This window comes from Streptomyces sp. HUAS 31, from assembly GCF_028198125.1.
Taxonomy (GTDB): Bacteria; Actinomycetota; Actinomycetes; order Streptomycetales; family Streptomycetaceae; genus Streptomyces; species Streptomyces chartreusis.
Genome location: NZ_CP116353.1, coordinates 1,623,843 through 1,645,488, shown reverse-complemented (window position 1 = coordinate 1,645,488; position 21,646 = coordinate 1,623,843). Strand labels below are relative to the sequence as shown.

The window sequence follows — 21,646 nt, the reverse complement described above, 5'->3', positions numbered from 1 at the left end:
AGGTTCCGGACCGCTCTTCGAGTTACCTGTGCGTCGGTAGTAGGCTCGCGCCGACTGTTGACGCACAGGTGTGCCCCCTGCCCGGTGGGGGGTTTGAGCTGGGGGAGGCCATGCGCTTTCGCGGGAAGTCGATCCGCCGGAAGATGGTGGCGCTGCTTCTCGTGCCGCTGGTGTCCCTGACCGCTATCTGGGGTTTCGCCACGGTGCTCACGGGGCGAGGTGTGGCCCAGCTGTTCACGGTGTCGTCCCTCGTCGAGAAGATCGGTTACTCCACCGAGGACGCCGTGCGCGTCCTCCAGCAGGAGCGCCGTCAGGCGCTCGTCTATCTCGCCGACCCGCGGGCCTCGGACGCACTGACGGCGCTGCGCGTCACCCGGCGCTCCACCGATGCCGCCGTGTCCGAGATCCGCAGGAACGCCAAGGACCCCGACGTCCGTGACGGGATGGACGAGGGCGACGAGGAACGCCTCACCGCGGTCCTGGACGCCTTCGACGGCATCAACGCCCTGCGCCGCAGCGTCGAGGACGGCACGGTGACCCGCGCCCAGGCCCTCTATCTCTACAACCGACTCGTCGACCCCTGCTACGCACTGCTGGGTGCCCTCGACGGCGTCGACAGTGTCGCGATGGACAAGCAGGCACGCGCCCTGCTCAACGTCACCCGCGCCCGTGAGCTCCTCTCCCGCGAGGACGCGCTGCTCAGCTCCGCCCTCGTGGTCGGCAAGCTCACCCGCGAGGAGATCCGCGACGTCTCCGACCTCGTGGCCCAGCGCACCGTCATGTACGACGTCAGCCTCACCGACCTGCCGTCGTCGGAGCGCGAGCGCTTCGAACGCTTCTGGAAGAACGCCTCCACCGCCCCGCTGCGCGTCGCCGAACAGGCCGTCATCTTCGGCCAGCCGGGCCGGCCCAGCATCGTCGAGGCCAAGAGCTGGGACACCGCCGCCGGCAGCGTCCTCGAAGAGCTCAGCAAGCTCAACGACGAGGCGGGCACCCGCTATCAGGAGCGCGTCCAGCCGGTCGCGATGGGCGTCATCGTCAAGGCCGCCATCGCCGGCGTCCTCGGTCTGCTCGCGCTGCTGTTCTCGCTCGTCCTGTCGGTACGGATCGGCCGCAGCCTCATCCGCGACCTGCGGCAGCTCCGTCTGGAGGCCCACGAGGCGTCCGGCGTGCGCCTGCCCAGCGTGATGCGCCGCCTCTCCGCCGGCGAACAGGTCGACGTCGAGACCGAGGTCCCGCGCCTGGAGTACGACAAGAACGAGATCGGCGAGGTCGGCCAGGCCCTCAACACCCTCCAGCGAGCCGCCGTCGAGGCCGCCGTCAAGCAGGCCGAACTGCGTGCCGGCGTCTCCGAGGTCTTCGTCAACCTCGCCCGCCGCAGCCAGGTCCTCCTGCACAAACAGCTCACCCTCCTCGACACCATGGAACGCCGGACCGAGGACACCGACGAACTCGCCGACCTGTTCCGCCTGGACCACCTCACCACCCGTATGCGCCGTCACGCCGAGGGCCTGGTGATCCTCTCCGGCGCCGCCCCCTCCCGGCAGTGGCGCAAGCCCGTCCAGCTCATGGACGTCGTGCGTGCCGCAGTCGCCGAGGTCGAGGACTACGAGCGCATCGAGGTGCGCCGACTGCCCCGTGTCGCCGTCACCGGCCCGGCCGTCGCGGACATAACCCACCTCGTCGCCGAACTCCTCGAGAACGCAACGGTGTTCTCCCCGCCGCACACCGCCGTCCAGGTTCTGGGCGAGCGTGTCGCCAACGGCTTCACCCTGGAGATTCACGACCGCGGCCTGGGCATGGCCGCCGAGGCCCTCCTCGACGCCAACCTCCGGCTCGCCGAGACGCCCGAGTTCGAACTGTCCGACACCGATCGGCTCGGTCTCTTCGTGGTCAGCCGTCTCGCCCAGCGCCAGAACGTCCGCGTCTCTCTCCAGCCGTCGCCGTACGGCGGCACCACCGCCGTCGTCTTCATCCCCGACGCGCTGCTCACCGACGACGTGCCCGACACCAACGGCATCGGCTTCCGTCTCGACCGGCCCGCCCCGTCCAAGGAAGCGGAGCTGGAGGAGGCGCGCCGCGCGGCCCTCTCCCAGGTACCGGTCCGCGTGCCCGGCCTGCCCACCTCGCTCCTGGACGGCCCGGTCGAGCTGGAAGCCCCCGTCGACCTCGACGCGCTCGGCGGCTTCCCGGACCATCTCGACGACGAGGACGGCGATCGCGGCGGCCTGTTCCGCCCGCGCCGAGCCCTCGGCCCCACGGAGACCGAGACGACCGGCTCGCCCGGCGAGCAGCACCCGGCCTCCGGCATCCCCGGCGGCCCGGAGCAGACCGGCCCCGAAGCCGACATGAGCGCCCCGGTGCCGCTGCCCCGCCGCAGCACACCCAAGCTGGTCAGCTCACACGGGCGCCCCGTCACGGAGCAGCGCTCCCGGCGTGAGAAGGCCGACCCGGAGCCCCCGGCGAGCCCGAGCCGACCGCAGCCGAACGGCCTCGCACCGCTACCGACCCGGCGCCGCGGCACCGGGCCCCAGGGCGGCGCGGCCGACGGGCACGACCACGGCCAGGAGCACCCCGGCATCCCGTCCGCCGGCGCCCGGGACCGCGGTGAGCAGCCGGCGCGGGATCGTGGTGAGCGGCCGGAGCCACCAGCACTGCCCAGGCGCACCCACCGCCCCGCCATCGCGTCCGGCGGCACCGACGACTCCGCACCCGACCCGGTCGGCGCGCAACCGCCGACCGGCTCCGGAGCGGGCGCGCTGCCCCGACGCGTACGGCAGGCCAACCTGGCTCCCCAGCTCAGGCAGGGCCCCGCGCGGCGCACCGAGGACAAGCCGGAGCCCGTGGAACGGGACGCGGACGAGGTACGGAGCCGAATGGCCTCACTCCAACGCGGCTGGCAGCGCGGCCGCACGGAGAACGCCGCGGGCGACGACGCCCAAAGCGGCACAGCACCACAACGAACGACTAAGGGGGACGGTCGATGACCGCACCAGAGGCGACCGGCCACACCGCGACGAATCAGTCGGGGGAGCTCAACTGGCTCCTCGACGACCTGGTGGACCGTGTCGCCAGCATCCGCAAGGCCCTCGTGCTCTCCGGCGACGGCCTGCCCACGGGTGTGTCCAAGGACCTGACCCGTGAGGACAGCGAGCACCTGGCCGCCGTCGCGTCCGGGTTCCACAGTCTCGCCAAGGGCGTGGGCCGCCACTTCGAGGCGGGCAGCGTCCGGCAGACGGTCGTCGAGCTGGACGAAGCCTTCCTGTTCGTGACGGCGGCCGGCGACGGCAGCTGTCTCGCCGTGCTCTCGGACGCCGACTCCGACGTCGGCCAGGTCGCGTACGAGATGACGCTCCTCGTCAAGCGGGTCGGCGTACATCTGGCCTCCACTCCGCGCACCGATCTGACCTCGGGCGGGTAGTGGGATGGCATGAGCGCTGACGGTCAGGGAAGAAGCCACTGGTTCGACGACGAGGCAGGACCGGTCGTCCGTCCGTACGCCATGACGCGCGGCCGCACCACCAGTGCGGCCCAGCACCGCCTCGACCTGATCGCGGTGGTCGTCGCGGAAGCGCACGCGGACGACCCGGACGCCGACTCGACACTGTCCCCGGAACACGTGGACATCGTCGAGCTGTGCCGTGACGCCCCGCAGTCCGTCGCGGAACTCTCCGCCGAACTCGATCTGCCCATCGGAGTCGTGCGGGTTCTCGTCGGTGACCTGGTGGACGGGGAATTCGTCCATGTGAACCGGCCCGTACCGCCTGCCGAGCTGGTGGACGAGAGTATTCTGCGCGACGTGATCAACGGCCTGCGGGCGCTGTGAGCGGCGCGGAAGCGGGGTAGTGACGTGACAGGCTGGCAGTTCTGGGTCGACCGTGGCGGCACCTTCACGGACATCGTCGCGCGACGCCCGGACGGCCGCCTGCTGACGCACAAGCTCCTGTCGGAGAACCCGGCGCGCTACTCCGACGCGGCCGTGGCGGGCGTACGAGAGCTGCTGGACAGCTCCCCGGACCCCATCGAGGCCGTCCGCATGGGCACGACGGTCGCCACGAACGCGCTCCTTGAGCGCAAGGGCGAGCGGACCCTGCTGGTGGTCACCCGCGGTTTCCGCGACGCCCTGCGCATCGCCTACCAGAACCGCCCCCGCATCTTCGCCCGCCGCATCGAGCTGCCCGAGCTGCTGTACGAGCGGGTCGTCGAGGTCGACGAGCGCATCGCCGCCGACGGCACCGTCCTGCGCACCCCCGACCTGGACGCCCTCGCCGGTCCTCTCCAGGAGGCGTACGACGACGGGATCCGCGCGGTCGCCGTGGTCTGCATGCACAGCCACCTCCATCCAGCCCACGAGCAGGCCGTCGGCCGACTCGCCGGCCGCGTCGGCTTCCCGCAGATCTCGCTGTCCAGCGAGGTCAGCCCCCTGATGAAACTCGTCCCGCGCGGGGACACCGCAGTCGTCGACGCCTACCTCTCGCCCGTGCTGCGCCGCTATGTCCAGCACGTCGCTGACCAGCTCGAAGACGTGCGGCTGATGTTCATGCAGTCGAACGGCGGTCTCGCCGAAGCCGGGCAGTTCCGCGGCAAGGACGCCATTCTCTCCGGACCCGCCGGCGGCATCGTCGGCATGGCCCGCATGTCGCAGCTCGCCGGGTTCGACCGGGTCATCGGCTTCGACATGGGAGGCACCTCCACCGACGTCTCGCACTTCGCGGGCGACTACGAACGCGTCTTCACCACCCAGATCGCCGGAGTCCGGCTGCGCGCCCCCATGCTGGACATCCACACCGTCGCGGCCGGCGGCGGCTCGGTGCTCCACTTCGACGGCTCCCGCTACCGAGTAGGGCCGGACTCGGCGGGCGCGGACCCCGGGCCCGCCTGCTACCGGGGCGGCGGACCGCTCGCCGTGACCGACGCCAACGTCATGCTCGGCCGCATCCAACCCGCGCACTTCCCGCAGGTGTTCGGCCCCGACGGCGACCAGCCCCTCGACGACGCCCTCGTCCGCGACCGCTTCACCGCCCTCGCGCGCGAGATCCGCGAGCGGACGGGGGACGACCGCACCCCCGAGCAGGTGGCCGAGGGCTACCTTCAGATCGCCGTCGCCAACATCGCCAACGCCGTGAAGCGGATCTCCGTCCAGAAGGGCCACGACGTCACCCGCTACGCCCTCACCACCTTCGGTGGCGCGGGCGGACAGCACGCGTGCATGGTCGCCGACTCGCTCGGCATCCGCACCGTCCTCGTGCCGCCCATGGCCGGCGTGCTCTCCGCGCTCGGCATCGGGCTCGCCGACACGACGGCCATGCGCGAACAGTCCGTGGAAGTCCCCCTCGATGCCGCGTCGATGCCCGGCGTCCTGAAGACCGCGGACGACCTCGAATCCGCCGCCCGCTCCGAACTCCTCGACGAGGACGTCCCCGAGGACCGCGTCAGGATCACCCGACGCGCCCAACTCCGCTACGACGGCACCGACACCACCCTCACCGTCGAACTCACCGAGCCCGACACGATGCGGCGCGCCTTCGAAGAACGTCATCGCGCCACGTACTCCTTCACGCTCGACCGCCCGATCGTCGTCGAAGCCCTCTCCGTCGAAGCCACCGGCATCACCGAACCCCCCGATCTCTCCGCTCTCGCCCCATACGAGGCCGCCCCCGAGGACAGCCCGGCCGCACCCCGGACCGTCCGCCTCCACACCGGCGGCACCCGGCGCGAAGTACCCCTCCACCGCCGTGAGTTCCTCCCTCCCGGCGAAACCGTCACCGGCCCGGCGATCATCACCGAGGCCAGCGCGACGACCGTCGTGGACGACGGCTGGCAAGCCGTGGCGACCGACGACGGGCATCTGGTCATGGAACGCGTGGCGATTACGGAGAGTTCCGATCTCGGCACGAAAGCGGACCCGGTTCTGCTCGAGGTCTTCAACAACCTCTTCATGTCCATCGCCGAACAGATGGGCGCCCGCCTCGAATCCACGGCCCAGTCCGTCAATATCAAGGAGCGCCTGGACTTCTCGTGCGCGCTCTTCGACCCGGACGGGAATCTGGTGGCCAACGCCCCGCACATCCCCGTCCACCTGGGCTCGATGGGCACGAGCGTCAAGGAGGTCATCCGGCGCCGCGGCTCCGCAATGCGCCCGGGCGACACCTACGCGGTCAACGACCCGTACCACGGCGGCACCCATCTCCCCGACGTCACCGTGATCACACCGGTCTTCGACACGGGCGGTACGGCGAACACGGAGAGTGAGACACGGATCCTCTTCTACGTCGCCGCACGCGGCCACCACGCCGAGATCGGCGGCATCGCGCCCGGCTCCATGCCCGCGAACAGCAGCAGCATCGAGGAGGAGGGAATCCTCTTCGACAACTGGCTGCTCGCCGAGAACGGCCGCTTCCGCGAGAAGGAGACCCTCCGCCTGCTCACCGAGGCGCGATACCCCTCCCGCAACCCCAGGACCAACCTCGCCGACCTGCGCGCCCAGATCGCGGCCAACCAGAAGGGCGTCGACGAAGTCGCCCGAATGATCGAGAACTTCGGCCTCGACGTCGTCCAGGCCTATATGCGGCACGTCCAGGACAACGCCGAGGAAGCGGTCCGCCGCGTCATCGACGCCCTCGACGACGGCGAGTACGCCTACGAGACCGACTCCGGCGCGGTCATCCGGGTCCGCGTGCGCGTGGACCGCGCCGCCCGCACCGCCACCGTCGACTTCACCGGCACCTCACCGCAGCTCGCCACCAACTTCAACGCGCCCTTCTCGGTCGTCAACGCGGCGGTCCTGTACGTCTTCCGCACCCTGGTCGCCGACGACATCCCGCTCAACGACGGCTGTCTGCGACCCCTCGACATCATCGTGCCGCCCGGTTCCATGCTCGCCCCCGAGCCCCCGGCCGCGGTCGTCGCGGGCAACGTGGAGACCTCCCAGGCCATCACCGGCGCCCTCTACGCAGCCCTCGGCGTCCAGGCCGAAGGCTCCGGCACCATGAACAACGTCACCTTCGGCAACGAACGCCACCAGTACTACGAGACCGTGGCCTCCGGATCAGGCGCGGGCGACGGCTTCCCCGGCGCGCCCGTCGTCCAGACCCATATGACCAACTCACGGCTCACCGATCCCGAAGTGCTGGAATGGCGACTGCCCGTCCAACTCGACGAGTTCGCGCTCCGGCACGGAAGCGGCGGCGCCGGTCGGTGGCACGGCGGGGACGGCGCCGTACGCCGCCTGCGGTTCCACGAGCCCATGACCGTCTCCACGCTGTCCCAGCACCGCCGCGTCCCGCCCTACGGCATGGCCGGCGGCGAGCCCGGCGCACTGGGAGCCAACCGTGTCGAGCACGCGGACGGCACGGTCACCGCACTCGCCGGCAGCGACTCCGCGGACGTCGGCCCCGGCGACGTACTCGTCATCGAAACCCCCGGCGGCGGAGGCTACGGCCCACCGTCGCGCGACCCCCATCAAGCAGGAGAAGAGATCGATGATCTTCGGGCGTTCTGAGCGCGGGAAGCCTCCGGTCGAGCCCGTCACGCTCAAGATCCTGGTGGCCGGCGGCTTCGGCGTGGGCAAGACCACCCTCGTCGGCGCGGTCAGCGAGATCAGGCCGCTGCGCACTGAGGAACTGCTCACCGAGGCCGGACGTCCGGTCGACGACACGAGCGGTGTCGAGGCCAAACGCACCACCACGGTGGCCATGGACTTCGGCCGCATCACCCTGCGCGAGGACCTGGTCCTGTACCTCTTCGGCACGCCCGGCCAGGAGCGGTTCTGGTTCATGTGGGACGAGCTGTCGGAGGGTGCCCTCGGCGCCATCGTCCTGGCCGACACGAGGCGCCTGGAGGACTCCTTCGCCGGCATCGACTACTTCGAGCGGCGCGGCATACCCTTCCTCGTCGGCGTCAACTGCTTCGAGGGCGCCGACCGTTACCCCGCCGACGACATCCGGCAGGCCCTCGATCTCGACCCCGACGTACCGCTGGTGCTGTGCGACGCCCGCGACCGGGAGTCCGTCAAGGAGATCCTCATCGGTGTCGTCCAGCACGCGATGGCCTTCCAGGCGAGCCACCGGCAGACCGTGACGACCTGAACCCCGCTCACGGACACGGCCCGTACCCCCGCCGACCGGGGTACGGGCCGTGGGCCAGGGGCACACGCGCGTGGCTCACGTCGGACGCACGCACGCGTGTGCCGCTCTCGGCGCCTGCCTCAGCTCTGGCCGTCCTCCTCCCAGCCGAAGCTCTTCTCCACCGCCTTGCGCCAGTTGTGGTACTCGCGGTCACGCACCTCGGCGGTCATCGTGGGCGTCCACTCGGCGTCCTTCGCCCAGTGCGCCTTGAGCTCGTCCAGGTCGTTCCACACGCCCGTGGCCAGCCCGGCCGCGTACGCGGCGCCCAGACACGTCGTCTCGGAGATCTTGGGCCGGATCACCGGCACGCCGAGTACGTCGGCCTGGTGCTGCATGAGGAGGTTGTTCTTCGTCATGCCACCGTCGACCTTCAGGGTCGTGATCTCGACGCCGGAGTCCTGGTACATGGCGTCCACGACCTCGCGCGTCTGCCAGCTCGTCGCCTCCAGCACCGCGCGGGCGAGGTGCGCCTTGGTGACGTAGCGCGTCAGACCGGTGACGACGCCGCGCGCGTCCGAGCGCCAGTACGGAGCGAACAGGCCGGAGAAGGCGGGCACGATGTACGCGCCGCCGTTGTCCTCGACGCTCTCCGCGAGGGGCTCGATCTCGTCGGCGGTGCGGATGATGCCGAGCTGGTCGCGGAACCATTGGACGAGCGCGCCCGTTATGGCTATCGCACCCTCCAGGCAGTACACCGGCGCCTCGTCGCCGATCTTGTAGCCCATCGTCGTCAGCAGCCCGCTCTTCGACGGCACCGGCCGGTTGCCCGTGTTGAGCAGCAGGAAGCTACCGGTGCCGTAGGTGTTCTTCGCGGTGCCGACGTCGTAGCAGGCCTGACCGAATATGGCCGCCTGCTGGTCGCCCAGGGCCGAGGCGACCGGGACCCCGGCCAGCTGGCCGACGGCGGTGCCGTACACCTCGGCGGAGGACCTGATCTCCGGCAGGATGGCCTCGGGCACGTTCATGGCGGACAGGATCGAGGAGTCCCACTGGAGGGTCCCCAGGTTCATCAGCATGGTGCGCCCGGCGTTCGTCACATCGGTGACGTGGCGCCCGCCGTCCGTGCCGCCGGTGAGGTTCCAGATGAGCCAGGAGTCGATGGTGCCGAAGGCGATCTCGCCGCGCTCGGCGCGATCCCGCAGGCCGGGCACGTTGTCCAGCAGCCAGGCAGCCTTGGGGCCGGAGAAGTAGCTGGCCAGCGGCAGACCGGTCTGCTCGCGGAACCGGTCCTGGCCGTCCGAGCCGCCGAGCTGGTTGCACAGTGCCGCGGTGCGGGTGTCCTGCCACACGATCGCGTTGTGCACCGGCTTGCCGGTCGCGCGGTCCCACAGGACCGTCGTCTCGCGCTGGTTGGTGATGCCGAGCGCGCTGAGCTGGTCGGTGCGCAGTCCCGCCTTGGCGATCGCCCCGGCGACCACCGCCTGCACCTTGGACCAGATCTCCGTGGCGTCGTGCTCCACCCAGCCGGGCTTGGGGAAGATCTGGCGGTGCTCGCGCTGGTCGACGGCCACGATGGCGCCGTCCTGGTTGAAGATGATGCAGCGGCTCGAGGTCGTGCCCTGGTCGATTGCGGCGACGAACTTGTCCGTCATGACGTCCCCTTCGTCGGATCCTTCAGAACGCTGCGTTGTAGATGACCCCGCCCAGCACCCCGCCGATCAGCGGTCCCGCGACCGGGATCCACGAGTAACTCCAGTCCGAGCCGCCCTTGTTGGGAATCGGGAGCAGGGCGTGGATGATGCGGGGGCCCAGGTCACGGGCCGGGTTGATGGCGTACCCCGTGGGACCGCCGAGCGACAGACCGATGCCGACCACCAGGAACGAGACGATCAGGATCCCCGTGCCCGACAGGGCGAGGCCCTTGGTCAGGCCGAACGCCAGGATCGGCAGCACCAGCGCGATCGTCGCGATGATCTCGGTGATCAGGTTCGCGACGGGATTTCGGATGGCGGGCGCGGTGGAGAAGATCCCGAGCGTCGGCTGGGCGATCTTCTCGTCGCGGTTGGCCTGGAACTGCGCGAAGTAGACCAGCCAGCACAGCACCGCGCCGAGCATCGCGCCGACCATCTGGCCGGCGATGTAGATGCCGACCTTGTCCCAGACCCCCGTGTCGATGGCGATCCCGATCGTCACGGCCGGGTTGAGGTGTCCGCCGGACAGCGGGGCCGCGGTGTACGCGCCGGCCATGACGCCGAAACCCCAGCCGAAGGCGATGACGATCCAGCCACCGTCCTTTGCCTTGGAGTAGTTCAGTAGGACTGCGGCTACGACGCCGGCCCCGAAGAGGATCAGGATCGCGGTGCCGATGACCTCACCGAGGAAAATGTCTCCGTTGCTCATGGCTGCTCCTAGGCCCTGGCCGGGACGATCGGCCCCGGTTCTTCGTGCGGGGTGCGTTTCCCATGGCGACTTCAGACGAAGGCAGGGAGGGTCCCGAGCCCCGCCCGGCGTCCGTGACGAGCGTGCCGTCGCAGCCGAATCGCCCGTGGGGGAGGGCCTTTGCACAGGCGGAACCGCGCGGCGCAGTGCGTGGATACGCCGAGAATGTACGGCGATGTCGGCTGACACCGGGAAGTGTTCACCGGTGTCAAAGGGGCGTCAAGGTCGCTGACGCCAACGGTTCGGGGTGTGCCGACGGCTCACGGGCCCACGCCTTCCGCGCTCCGGGCACGCCCACTCGGAAGTGAGACGGGACAGGGACGGGACTCTAGGCCCCGCCGGGGCCGGCAGGCGGGCCAGTTCCTGCTGGACTCGACAAGGGTCGAAGGCCATTGCTGTTGCCTTGCTGTTGCCTTGCTGTGCTGAGGCCCACGGGTGCCTTTCGGCCACCGCTGACCTCGTGGGGAAAGCGTCTCACCCCCTGCCGGGCTCCGCCACCGCGCAACCGGCTGCAGGCGCCGCTTCCGCTCCGCGCAGGATTTCGTGCCCCGGCAGTCCCGCGCGCCCCAGGACCCAGCTCGCCCCCGGCAACGACTTCGCGGCCTTCTTCAGCGGCGCCAGACAGGAGGCGGCCTGCCGATGGTCCGTCACGCTCCCGGGTTCGCACAGGACCGTGGCCAGGGACAGTGTGATGGCGCGTCCTCCCGCCGACCATGGCGCGTCCAGCACCGAGGCGGCCAGTGGATTCAGCCCCTCCGGATCCGCGAGCACCAGGAAGTCGTCCCCGCCGATGTGGCCGACGCGGGTGCTGTCCGTCGCCACGTGCTGAAGCGCCCGTCCGACCGACCTGATCAGCTCGTCGCCGGCCGCGAACCCGGCCCCGTCGTTGACCTGCTTGAAGTGGTCCACGTCCAGCCAGCTCAGCGCGAATCTCCGCCCGTCCGCGATCCGCCGGTCCACCTCACCGGTGATCGCGTCGGATCCCGGCAGCCGCGTCAGCGGGTTGAGCCTTGCAGCCTCCTCCACCCGGTTCTCGGCGAGCGCCCGCACGAGGTCCGCGAGCCGTACGACGCCGACGCACCGGCCGAACCGGTCGACCACGGCGACGTCGTCCGAGGTGCGGTCCCGCCCGCCGTCGGCGACCACGTCCAGTACCTCCCACGCCGTGGCGTCGACGCCCACCGTGCGCGGCGGATCACCGAGCTTGGCCGCGGGCCGGTCGGCGTACAGGGCATGGCCGTAGCGGCCCAACATCGACAGCAGGAAGCGGGAGCGATGCACCGACCGCACCGGGACGCCGTACATGTCCACCAGCAGCACCCCGGACACGTCCGGGGAGCCGGTCAGCAGCGCCCGCACCTGCCCGGCCGACGCCGTGGCGGGCAGCAGTGCCGCCGGCCGCACGAACTCGCGTACCGAGGGCCCGGAACGAGGCGTCACCGCCAGTCCGTTCGAGCGTGGCGGAACGTATACCTCCGCCGCGGGCAGCCGGGCCGGCGGGGCGAACAGCTCGCCCTGGGCCAGCTGCGCACCCGCCTCTCGCGCCGCCGCGCACTGGAGCTCCGTCTCCACCCCCTCGACGCACACGAGCGCTCCCAGCTGCTCGCACAGCGCCCGCATCGAACCGATTGCCGCCGGCCGCCCCAGCAGGGACGCGTCCAGTTTCACCAGCTCCGGCGACATGTCGGTGAGCAGCCGCAGCGGGACGTCGCCGTCGCCGACGCCGTCCGCGCTGATCCGGAACCCCTGGTCCCGCAGCGCGCCGACCGCCTCCAGGAGCGCCTGCTGGGGCACGTGCGTGTACGGCGGACCGATGTCGATCGTCACCTCCCACGGCAGCCGCCCCGCGGCGCGGACGGCGTCGTGCAGCGGCGTCAGTCCACCGAGGTCGCCGAGGGTGGCGGCGAACACGTTGACGTACAGGGGGAGCAGAGTCTCCTTGCGAGCCGCCGCGCGGAACGCCAGCACGGCGAGCTGGCCGTCGAGTTCGGGATCGCGGCGCGCCTCGGCCAGGACGTCGCCGGTCTCCGGGCGGGCCAGTATCTCCAGCCCCGCGACCCCGCCCGTCGTCAGATTGACCACCGGCTGGAAGGCGAAGCGGAGAGTATCCGTCCAGGAGTGCACGGGAGCATGATTGCGCCGCTGGAGTCCGCCCGAGCCCAGTTCATGAGACGTTCACGCAGGATTCCGGCCCGCTCACGCTGCGTAGACAAATGCTGATCGCCAGGGCGCGAGCGGGGCCGATGCGACGCCGGTACGACCACCCGCGCGGGCATGGTCCACAGCCGACGCACCCTGCTCTCAGCGCACCGCGACCACCGCCGACCCGTGCCCGAAGAGCCCCTGGTTCGCGGCGATGCCCACCCGAGCACCGGCGACCTGGCGGTCACCCGCGGCGCCCCTCAACTGCCATGTCAGCTCGCATACTTGGGCGATGGCCTGGGCCGGGACGGCCTCGCCGAAGGAGGCCAGGCCGCCGCTCGCGTTCACGGGTATGCGTCCGCCCAGCGCCGTCGTGCCCTCTCTCAGCAGCTTCGCGGCCTCTCCCTCGCCGCACAGCCCGAGGTCCTCGTACCACTGCAACTCCAGCGCGGTGGAAAGGTCGTAGACCTCCGCGAAGGACAGGTCCTCGGGCCCGACTCCCGCCTCCTCGTAGGCCGCGCGGGCGATCGACTCCCTGAACGTCCCGGCCGCCGGCTGTACCGCCGCCGCGGAGTCCGTCGCGATGTCGGGCAGGTCCAAGACGGTGTTGGGGTAGCGCGGCGTCACCGTGGAGACGGCCCGGATCCGCACCGGATCGGCGACTCCGTGCCGACGCGCGAAGTCCATTCCGGACAGCACGAGCGCCGCACCCCCGTCCGACGTCGCGCAGATGTCGAGCAGCCGCAGCGGATCGGCCACCACGGCCGAGGCGGCGACCTCGTCGGCGGTGACCGCCTTTCGGTAGCGGGCGTTGGGGTTGAGCGCGCCCAGTGCGGAATTCTTCACCTTGACCTGCGCGAAGTCCTCGGGGGTGTCCCCGTGCACCGCCATCCGCCGACGCGCGTACAGCCCGAAGTAAGTGGGGTTCGTCGCACCGAGGACACGGAACCGCAGCCAGTCCGGATCGTCGGGACGGTCGCCGCCCGCCGGCCGGAAGAAGCCCTTGGGGGCCGCGTCGGCGCCCACCACGAGCACCACGTCCGCGAGCCCCGAAAGTATCTGCGCCCGCGCGGTGTTGACCGCCTGCGCCCCCGAAGCGCACGCCGCGTACACGCTCGCGACCCGGGCACCCTGCCAGCCGAGCGCCTTCGCGAACGTGCCTCCGGCCACGTATCCCGGATAACCGCCCCGCACGGTGTCCGCGCCGACGATCGACCCGATGTCCCGCCACTCCAGGCCCGCGTCGGCCAGCGCCGCGCGTGCCGCTGCCACGCCGTACTCGACGAAGTTCCGCCCCCACTTGCCCCACGGATGCATGCCCGCGCCTAGCACCGCCACATCGTCCGTCATGCCGTCACCCCCGTCGGCCGCCACTGCCAGGTCGTCCAGGTCGTCTCCGCGTCCTCATGGAGCACTCCAGGAACGACCTCCACCTCCATGCCCACCGTCAGATCGGCGACGGTGACCCCGGGAGCCGCCTGTCCCAGCACCACGAGGCGCTCGGATTCCAGCTCCACAGCGATCAACGTGTACGGCTCCCACGGAAGTTCCGGATCGGTCACATAGGGTGACGGAGGTCGGTACCGGCTGTCCGTGAAGGACCAGACGCGCCCCCGCCTCGACAGCGCGACTTCCTCCAGTTCACCGCCGTGGCAGGCCGGGTTGCGGCAATTGCTGTCCTCCCGAGGGAAGAACAGCGACGTACACGCAGAGCAACGAGTGCCGATCAGCCGGAAGTCCTCTCCATCACCGGCGAACCACCCGGCGACCACAGGCGTACGCGTGCGTGGCATATACCCTCCCGGCGAAGCGATCTGACGGATCGTCAGAAGTGTGCCACGGCCGGCCGGACAACGGCAGGGCGCCGGATGCGCCCTTCGGAAGGAAGCGCACCCGATCGCTTCCCCGGCGGACCGGACACCTGATAGATGCAGGAGACATGACACGACTCTCGACCTTGGCGAGGCGACTGACCGTCACACTCGCCACGCTCCTCGCCGTAACCGCCGCACCCGCGACCGCCCAGGCGAAGCCCGCGAACGACAAGGCCCCGAAGGATTTCGTGGCGCTGAGAACCGTGGACCCGACAATCATCCAGGAGATGCGGTACTTCACCCCGCACAACTTCGTCGGCGAACGCATCGACGGCTACCGGCAGCCCCTGTGCATCCTCACCCGGCCCGCAGCCCAAGCGCTCCACCAGGCCCAGCTGCGACTCCTGCGTCAGGGCTACTCGCTCAAGGTGTACGACTGCTACCGCCCGCAGCGCGCCGTGGACCACTTCGTGCGCTGGGCCGAGGACCTCGACGACCAGACCATGAAGGGCGAGTTCTACCCGGACGTCGACAAGACCCGGCTGTTCCTCGACGGCTACATCGCGGAGAAGTCCGGCCACAGCCGCGGCTCCACCATGGACCTCACCATCGTCAGGCTGCCGGCCAGGCCGACCCGGCCGTACCTACCCGGCGAGCCCCTGGTGCCCTGCTACGCACCCAAGGCCGAGCGGTTCCCGGACAACTCCGTCGACATGGGCACCGGATTCGACTGCTTCGACACCCTCTCCCACACCCTCGACCCGCGCATCCAGGGCGAACAGCGCGCCAACCGGCTGCTCCTCAAAAGCACCCTGGAGGCCCTCGGATTCGTGAACCTCGCCGAGGAGTGGTGGCACTACACGTACAAGCCGGAGCTCTACCCGGACACCTACTTCGACTTCCCCGTGTCCTCGAAATCCCTCACGACGCACTAGTGACCGGCCCCCGGAAGACGCCCTTCCGCCCATCGGATACAGTCCGCCGCGTGTCCGAAACTCAAGCCTCCGTTCCCAACTCCGCAGCGGACTCCCACTGTTCGACCTGCGGCGCGCCCTACGGAGAGGGCGTCTCCGGCTGGCCGCGCACCTGCCCGGTGTGCGGCGCCGTGGCCTACCGCAACCCGCTGCCGGTGGCCATCGCCCTCCAGCCCGTGTACGACACGCAGGGCACCGCCCTGGTCGTCGTCACCCGCACCATCGCTCCCGCGCGCGGGGGCATCGCCCTGCCGGGCGGCTACATCGACGACCGCGAGGACTGGCGGCACGCCGTCGTCCGCGAACTCGGCGAGGAGACCGGCATCGACGCGGCCGGCCGCGACGTACGCCTCGTCGACGCGATGAGCTCTCCGGACGGCCACCTGCTGCTGTTCGGCCTCCTCCCGGAGCGGCCCGCCGACCGTCTGCCGGCGTCGGCCGCCACGGACGAGACCGAGGGCTGGCACCTCCTGCGCAGGCCGGAGGAGCTCGCCTTCCCACTGCACACGCTGGCCGTACGGGCCTTCTTCGAGGGCCGCTACATCTGAGCCGCACCCTCGCCGGGCCCGCGTACACGCACCGGACGGGGTGACGGGATCATGCCGTCCTCGTGCTCCAGCTCGACGACCACACGGTCGCCGTCCCAGCGGGTGACGTAGCGCTCGATCTCCGGCTCGTCCCAGCCGTCACCCGCGTCCGGCACCACCAGCCCGCCCCCGGCCCGTCCGCGGGCGGGCGCCCACACCTCCAGTTCCAGCCCGCCGTCGTCCCCACGCACGGGGACGACGGCGCCCGAGCGCGCGAGCACCGGGATCCGTGACATGGGCGCGTCGACCAGAACCTGACCTGGGCCTCTGTACGCCCGTCCTGTCGCCGTGTCGTACCAACGTCCCCGCGGCAACTGGACGGCACGCCGGACCGCCCCCGGATCCAGCACCGGCGCCACCAACAGATCGTCGCCGAGCAGAAACGCATCCTCGCAGCCGCGCAGCATGCGGTCCTCGGGCGCCGACCACCACACGGGACGCACATAGGGCGCCCCCGTGCGCCGGGCCAGATGCGCCAGCGTCATGAAGTACGGCAGCAGCCTCCGACGCTCGACGAGCGCCACGCGCGCGTGCTCCAGAATCTCGGGGCCGAACTCCCACGGCTCCCTGCGGCCCGCCCGCAGACTCGCGTGCGTACGGAACAGCGGCAGATACGCCGCCAACTGGAACCACCGCAGATACAGCTCCGGCGACGGACTCCCGTCGAACCCGCCCACGTCCGGCCCCGAATACGGCACCCCGCACAACCCGAGCCCCAAGACCAGCGACAGGGATGCCCGCAGCCCGGGCCAGCCCGTGGCCACGTCCCCGGACCAGCTGCCGCCGTAGCGCTGCATGCCGGCCCAGCCGGAGCGCGAGAAGACGAAGGGGCGCTCCCCGGGAGCCAGTTCACGCAGCCCCTCGTAGCCCGCCCTGGCCATGCACAGGCCATAGACGTTGTGCGCCTCCCGGTGGTCACCGCCCCGCCCCTCCAGGGAGTGCCTGGCCGAACGCGCCAGCGTCGACTCCCCGAACGCGGTGAACGAAGTCGGCTCGTTCATGTCATGCCAGAAACCCGCGAACCCCTGAGCCAGCCGCTCCTCGTACAGCCCGCCCCACCACTGCCGCACGCGCGCGTGCGTGAAGTCGGGGAAGACCGCATCCCCGGGCCACGCCACACCTTGCGCGACCTCGCCCGAGGCGTCCCGCACGAACACGTCCAGGGCTGTCCCGCTGTCGTACACGGCGTTGCCCGGCTCGGCCTTGACCGCCGGGTCCACGATCGACACCAGACGGATCCCGTCCCGCCGCAAGTCCTCGGCGAGCTGGGGCAGCTTGGGAAAGCCCTCATGGTCGACGGTGAACACCTGGTGCTCGTCGTAGTGGTCGATGTCCAGATGGACCGCGTCCAGCGGCAGATCCCGCTCCTGGTAGCCCGCAACGATCCGCCGCACCTCCTGCTCGCTGCCGAATCCCCACCGCGCGTGATGGTGCCCCAGCGCCCACGCGGGCGGCAGCACCGCCGGGCCGGTCAGGGAGGCCCACACGAGCAGCACGCGCGCGGGAGTGCCCACCATCACCCAGCACCGCAGGGGACCGCCGTCCATCCGCAGCTCGCTGGTCCCCGCCCGGTCATGCCCGGAACCGGCGCCCTCCTCGCCCTCCCGCAGCGTCACGGTGCCGTCCCACGAGGTGTCGTGGAACACCAGATGCGTGGCGGCGTCGGCCACGACCAGCTGCACCGGCATGGTGATGTACAGCGGGTCGTCACCGGGACCGAACGAACGCCCGGGATCGGTGTTCCACAGCGAGTACGTGCCATCCCTGAGCCGAGGTCCCGAGGCCCGCCCCCCGAGCCCGAAGAACCGCGCGTCCGCCGCCACCTCGGAGCGCTGCATCCAGCGCGCCGACCCACCCGCCACGGGCTCCCACCAGCGCGGCGGCAGATCGCGGCGCAGCGTCACACCACCCGGCGTCTGCACCTCCACGGCGCCGTGCCGCGAGATGACCACCGTCACCCGCTCCGCCACGACCCGCCAGCCACCGTCCTTGTCGGGCTCCAGGACCGCCCGGGGATCCGGTTCCGGACGCCGACCCGCCAGCGCGTACGACGGCTCCGGAGCCGACCCGTCCCAGCCCCAGAAGACAGCCCCGTTCACCGTCACGGTCACTTGCAGCTCGGACCGGCTGAACCGGATCACACCGCCGCCCGGACCGGGCCGCACGTCCTGGACGGGCCCGGGCACACGGGCGCGCTCGGCACCCCGGGGCGGCAGCCCCACGGCGTCCGCGCGCTTCCTGCGCCACGCCGCTCGTACGGTACGCAACCCCTGGGCCGCCCCCACAGAACCGACCACCTTCATCGAACGCACCAGGTCACGACCGTCCATGCTGCTCAGCCTGCCATTCGCCGCCCCACACGCGTGCGCCGTTCAACTGCCGTTCACCTGTGACGGGACCACATCTTCACGACACGGACTATGTGGGGCGGACCCTGGTGCAGAAGTCGATCACATGGCATCGTCCGTGTCATCCGCGTCACGCGCACACCCCCGCCGTGCGTGGAGGACGCACACGACGCGCACAGTTTCCCGGGAGCCGCTCCATGTCGATCGTGAACCCCCAGCCGCTGTGGCAGCCAGACCCGCAGCGCATCGCCCGAGCACAGGTCACCCAGTTCCAGGCCTGGGCCGCCGAGAACCACGGCGCCCCCGCCGAGGGCGGCTACGCGGCGCTGCACCGCTGGTCGGTCGACGAACTGGAAACTTTCTGGAAAGCCGTCACGGAATGGTTCGACGTACGCTTCTCCACCCCCTACGCGCGCGTGCTCGGCGACCGCTCGATGCCCGGCGCCCAGTGGTTCCCCGGCGCGACCCTCAACTACGCCGAGCACGCACTGCGCGCGGCAGCGACCCGCGCGGACGAACCCGCACTCCTGCACGTCGACGAATCCCACGAGCCCCGCCCGGTCACCTGGTCCGATCTGCGCCGCCAGGTCGGCTCCCTGGCCGCCGAGCTGCGCGCCCTCGGCGTACGCCCCGGAGACCGCGTCAGCGGCTACCTCCCCAACGTCCCGCAGGCAGTGGTCGCCCTCCTCGCCACGGCCGCCGTCGGCGGCGTATGGACCTCCTGCGCCCCCGACTTCGGCGCCCGCAGCGTCCTCGACCGCTTCCAGCAGGTCGAACCGGTCGTGCTGTTCACCGTCGACGGCTACCGCTACGGCGGCAAGGAACACGACCGCCGCGAGACCGTCGCCGAACTCCGCCGGGAACTGCCGACCCTGCGAGCGGTCGTGCACATTCCGATCCTCGGCACCGAGGCTCCCGAGGGCGCCCTGGAATGGTCGGCCCTCACAGCCGCCGACGAGGAACCCGTCTTCGAACAGGTCCCCTTCGACCACCCCCTCTGGGTGCTCTACTCCTCCGGCACGACCGGCCTCCCCAAAGCCATCGTCCAGTCCCAGGGCGGCATCCTCGTAGAGCACCTCAAACAACTCGGCCTGCACTGCGACCTGGGCCCCGAGGACCGTTTCTTCTGGTACACCTCGACCGGCTGGATGATGTGGAACTTCCTCGTCTCCGGCCTGCTCACCGGCACCACGATCGTCCTCTACGACGGCAGCCCCGGCTATCCCGACACCGGCGCCCAGTGGCGCATCGCCGAACGCACGGGAGCCACCCTCTACGGCACCTCGGCGGCCTACGTCATGGCCTGCCGCAAGGCCGACGTGCACCCGGGACGCGACTTCGACCTCTCCAAGGTGCAATGCGTCGCCACCACCGGCTCACCACTGCCGCCCGACGGCTTCCGCTGGCTGCACGACGAAGTCCGCGACGACCTCTGGATCGCCTCCGTCAGCGGCGGCACGGACGTGTGCTCCTGCTTCGCGGGAGCCGTCCCCACCCTGCCCGTACACATCGGTGAGCTCCAGGCCGCCGGCCTCGGCACCGACCTCCAGTCCTGGGACCCCAGCGGCAAGCCCCTCATCGACGAGGTGGGCGAGCTCGTGGTCACCAACCCCATGCCCTCCATGCCGATCCACTTCTGGAACGACCCCGACGGCAGCCGGTACCACGACAGCTACTTCGACACCTACCCGGGCGTCTGGCGCCACGGTGACTGGATCACCATCACCTCACGCGGCTCCGTCGTCATCCACGGTCGCTCCGACTCCACGCTCAACCGCCAGGGCGTCCGCATGGGGTCCGCCGACATCTACGAAGCCGTGGAGCGCCTCCCCGAGATCAAGGAATCCCTCGTCATCGGCATCGAACAGCCTGACGGCGGCTACTGGATGCCCCTGTTCGTACACCTGGTTCCGGGCGCCTCGCTCGACGAGGCGCTCCTGAAGCGCATCAAGCAGACCATCCGCGAACAGCTCTCGCCGCGCCACGTCCCCGACGAGGTCATCGAGGTCCCCGGCGTCCCTCACACCCTCACGGGCAAGCGCATCGAGGTCCCGGTCAAGCGCCTCCTCCAGGGCACCCCCCTGGACAAGGCGGTCAACCCCGGCTCCATCGACAAACTCGACCTCCTCCACTTCTACGAGGAACTCGCCCGCAAGCGCGCCTGACCGAACCGACACCCGGCCTCGGACCCACCGCACCCCGCGGAGTCCGAGGCCGCCCACACCGAAACCCCCTCCGGCCTGCGCAAATACGAGCACCCCAGCTCTCCTCGCACTTCCCCGCGCCCCGTTGTCAGTGCCGCCGGTTACTGTGAGTGAGCATTGATCGACTGCGTATCAGGGGGAAACATGGCGCACACCGACCACCAGACGATGCGACGCGTCCTGCGCCGCGAGATCGCCGGCACGATCGGCCTGCTGACCGACGAGCACGACTTCCGAGCCATGCGGCGCTACCGCAGCTTCACCTTCGACGACCACAAGATCTACCTGGAACAGATGGAGGCCCTCCTCAGGACCAGGGCCTCCCAGGGCGGCCATACGACGATCGCCCTCTTCGACCCGCAGGAGTACGCCGAGTTCTGCGCCGACGCCGGCCTCGACCCCGACGCTGCGTCGAGCCGCACACGCTTCACCGCCGAACTCGCGACGACCGGACCCACGGTCCCGTACGACGGCCGGCCGCTGTCGGACGTCGTGCCGGCCCTCGTCGACGAAGCCGTCCGACAGGCCACCTGGGAGTACGCGTCCATCCTCCTGGCACGCCTCGGCACCTGCGCCACGTGCGGCGAGGACATCGGCCGTGCCGCCTTCACACGCGCCTCCGACCTCGTCGTACGCATCCTCGACACGGCCCCGCCGGGCAGCCGGCACCTCGTGTGCAGCGTCACCGGAACCCCGGAAACGCTCCTGTCCGTCCTGCACGCCGACGAGGACGACGAGGGCGCCACACACCTCGACGAGGCCGAAGCCCTGGAGTTCACCACCGTTCTCGCCCTGGGCCTCGCCACCCACAGCCCCGGCGGACTCGTGATGCGGACCAGCGCGCCAGGCACGACCGACCGCATCTACGGATGGCGCCTGCGCGGAGACCGACTGGAGCCCCTCACCGCGGGCGAGGTCTTCGACGCCTACTGCACGGACGTCGAATCGGGCGACCTCATCTCACCGGAATCAGGCGTCGACTACTGCGTGCCCCCGGACCTCGGCGGCGGGAGCGACCAGACACCGCTCGGACATCACCACTGAGACATGGAAAGGGGCGCCCCACCCGAAG

General features: G+C 70.7%; 15 protein-coding genes. 9 read left to right on the top strand and 6 right to left on the bottom strand.

What is annotated here, in order from left to right:
- The first annotated feature begins 110 nt into the window (after positions 1–110).
- The 5 genes from PGH47_RS07080 to PGH47_RS07060 are packed head-to-tail and all read left to right on the top strand — an operon-like array spanning position 111 to position 8,087.
- The gene (locus PGH47_RS07080) at positions 111–2,987 is read left to right on the top strand and encodes a nitrate- and nitrite sensing domain-containing protein (protein ID WP_271662728.1); all 2,877 of its coding nucleotides are present in this window, start codon (positions 111–113) and stop codon (positions 2,985–2,987) included.
- Positions 2,984–3,421 carry a roadblock/LC7 domain-containing protein gene (locus PGH47_RS07075; protein ID WP_107909449.1) on the top strand — a complete coding sequence of 146 codons (438 nt, stop codon included), beginning with the start codon at positions 2,984–2,986 and terminating at the stop codon, positions 3,419–3,421. Before PGH47_RS07080 ends, PGH47_RS07075 begins: the two co-directional genes overlap by 4 nt.
- A 9-nt stretch (positions 3,422–3,430) precedes the next feature.
- The gene (locus PGH47_RS07070) at positions 3,431–3,826 is read left to right on the top strand and encodes a DUF742 domain-containing protein (protein WP_107909450.1); all 396 of its coding nucleotides are present in this window, start codon (positions 3,431–3,433) and stop codon (positions 3,824–3,826) included.
- A gap of 24 nt (positions 3,827–3,850) precedes the next feature.
- Positions 3,851–7,501, top strand: a complete 3,651-nt coding sequence (locus tag PGH47_RS07065) for a hydantoinase B/oxoprolinase family protein (protein WP_271662727.1) — start codon at positions 3,851–3,853, stop codon at positions 7,499–7,501.
- A complete protein-coding gene (locus tag PGH47_RS07060; protein WP_030947268.1) occupies positions 7,482–8,087 on the top strand; it encodes a GTP-binding protein in 606 nt (201 codons plus the stop codon). Before PGH47_RS07065 ends, PGH47_RS07060 begins: the two co-directional genes overlap by 20 nt.
- Before the next feature lie 119 nt (positions 8,088–8,206).
- On the opposite strand, the gene glpK is transcribed toward PGH47_RS07060, so the two are convergent.
- The 5 genes from glpK to PGH47_RS07035 all read right to left on the bottom strand — a co-directional run bounded on the left by glpK (position 8,207) and on the right by PGH47_RS07035 (position 14,419).
- Positions 8,207–9,718, bottom strand: coding sequence for a glycerol kinase GlpK (gene glpK, locus PGH47_RS07055; RefSeq protein WP_176577895.1), 1,512 nt, complete (start codon positions 9,716–9,718; stop codon positions 8,207–8,209).
- 22 nt (positions 9,719–9,740) lie between these two features.
- Entirely contained in the window at positions 9,741–10,466 is a 726-nt protein-coding gene (locus tag PGH47_RS07050) for an MIP/aquaporin family protein (protein WP_150504289.1), read from the bottom strand.
- 513 nt (positions 10,467–10,979) lie between these two features.
- A complete protein-coding gene (locus tag PGH47_RS07045) occupies positions 10,980–12,629 on the bottom strand; it encodes an EAL domain-containing protein (protein WP_271662726.1) in 1,650 nt (549 codons plus the stop codon).
- Positions 12,630–12,806: 177 nt separating this feature from the next.
- Positions 12,807–13,997 carry a lipid-transfer protein gene (locus tag PGH47_RS07040; protein WP_271662725.1) on the bottom strand — a complete coding sequence of 397 codons (1,191 nt, stop codon included), beginning with the start codon at positions 13,995–13,997 and terminating at the stop codon, positions 12,807–12,809.
- The gene (locus PGH47_RS07035) at positions 13,994–14,419 is read right to left on the bottom strand and encodes a Zn-ribbon domain-containing OB-fold protein (RefSeq protein WP_271667999.1); all 426 of its coding nucleotides are present in this window, start codon (positions 14,417–14,419) and stop codon (positions 13,994–13,996) included. The genes PGH47_RS07040 and PGH47_RS07035 overlap by 4 nt, the downstream gene beginning before the upstream one ends.
- A 167-nt stretch (positions 14,420–14,586) precedes the next feature.
- On the opposite strand from PGH47_RS07035, the gene PGH47_RS07030 reads away from it, so the two are divergent.
- Together PGH47_RS07030 and PGH47_RS07025 are read left to right on the top strand one after the other, a co-directional pair.
- The gene (locus tag PGH47_RS07030) at positions 14,587–15,396 is read left to right on the top strand and encodes a M15 family metallopeptidase (protein ID WP_271662724.1); all 810 of its coding nucleotides are present in this window, start codon (positions 14,587–14,589) and stop codon (positions 15,394–15,396) included.
- 50 nt (positions 15,397–15,446) lie between these two features.
- On the top strand, positions 15,447–15,983 hold the full coding sequence (locus tag PGH47_RS07025) for an NUDIX domain-containing protein (protein WP_271662723.1): 537 nt from the start codon (positions 15,447–15,449) through the stop codon (positions 15,981–15,983).
- On the opposite strand, the gene PGH47_RS07020 is transcribed toward PGH47_RS07025, so the two are convergent.
- Positions 15,974–18,352 carry a glycoside hydrolase family 31 protein gene (locus tag PGH47_RS07020; protein WP_271662722.1) on the bottom strand — a complete coding sequence of 793 codons (2,379 nt, stop codon included), beginning with the start codon at positions 18,350–18,352 and terminating at the stop codon, positions 15,974–15,976. The two genes, PGH47_RS07025 and PGH47_RS07020, sit on opposite strands and share 10 nt — an antisense overlap.
- Positions 18,353–18,567: 215 nt before the next feature.
- Between PGH47_RS07020 and PGH47_RS07015 the strand changes: the two genes are divergently transcribed.
- Both PGH47_RS07015 and PGH47_RS07010 read left to right on the top strand, forming a co-directional pair.
- Entirely contained in the window at positions 18,568–20,535 is a 1,968-nt protein-coding gene (locus PGH47_RS07015; protein ID WP_271662721.1) for an acetoacetate--CoA ligase, read from the top strand.
- Positions 20,536–20,718: 183 nt separating this feature from the next.
- Positions 20,719–21,618 carry a hypothetical protein gene (locus PGH47_RS07010; RefSeq protein WP_271662720.1) on the top strand — a complete coding sequence of 300 codons (900 nt, stop codon included), beginning with the start codon at positions 20,719–20,721 and terminating at the stop codon, positions 21,616–21,618.
- The last annotated feature ends 28 nt before the right edge of the window (positions 21,619–21,646 follow it).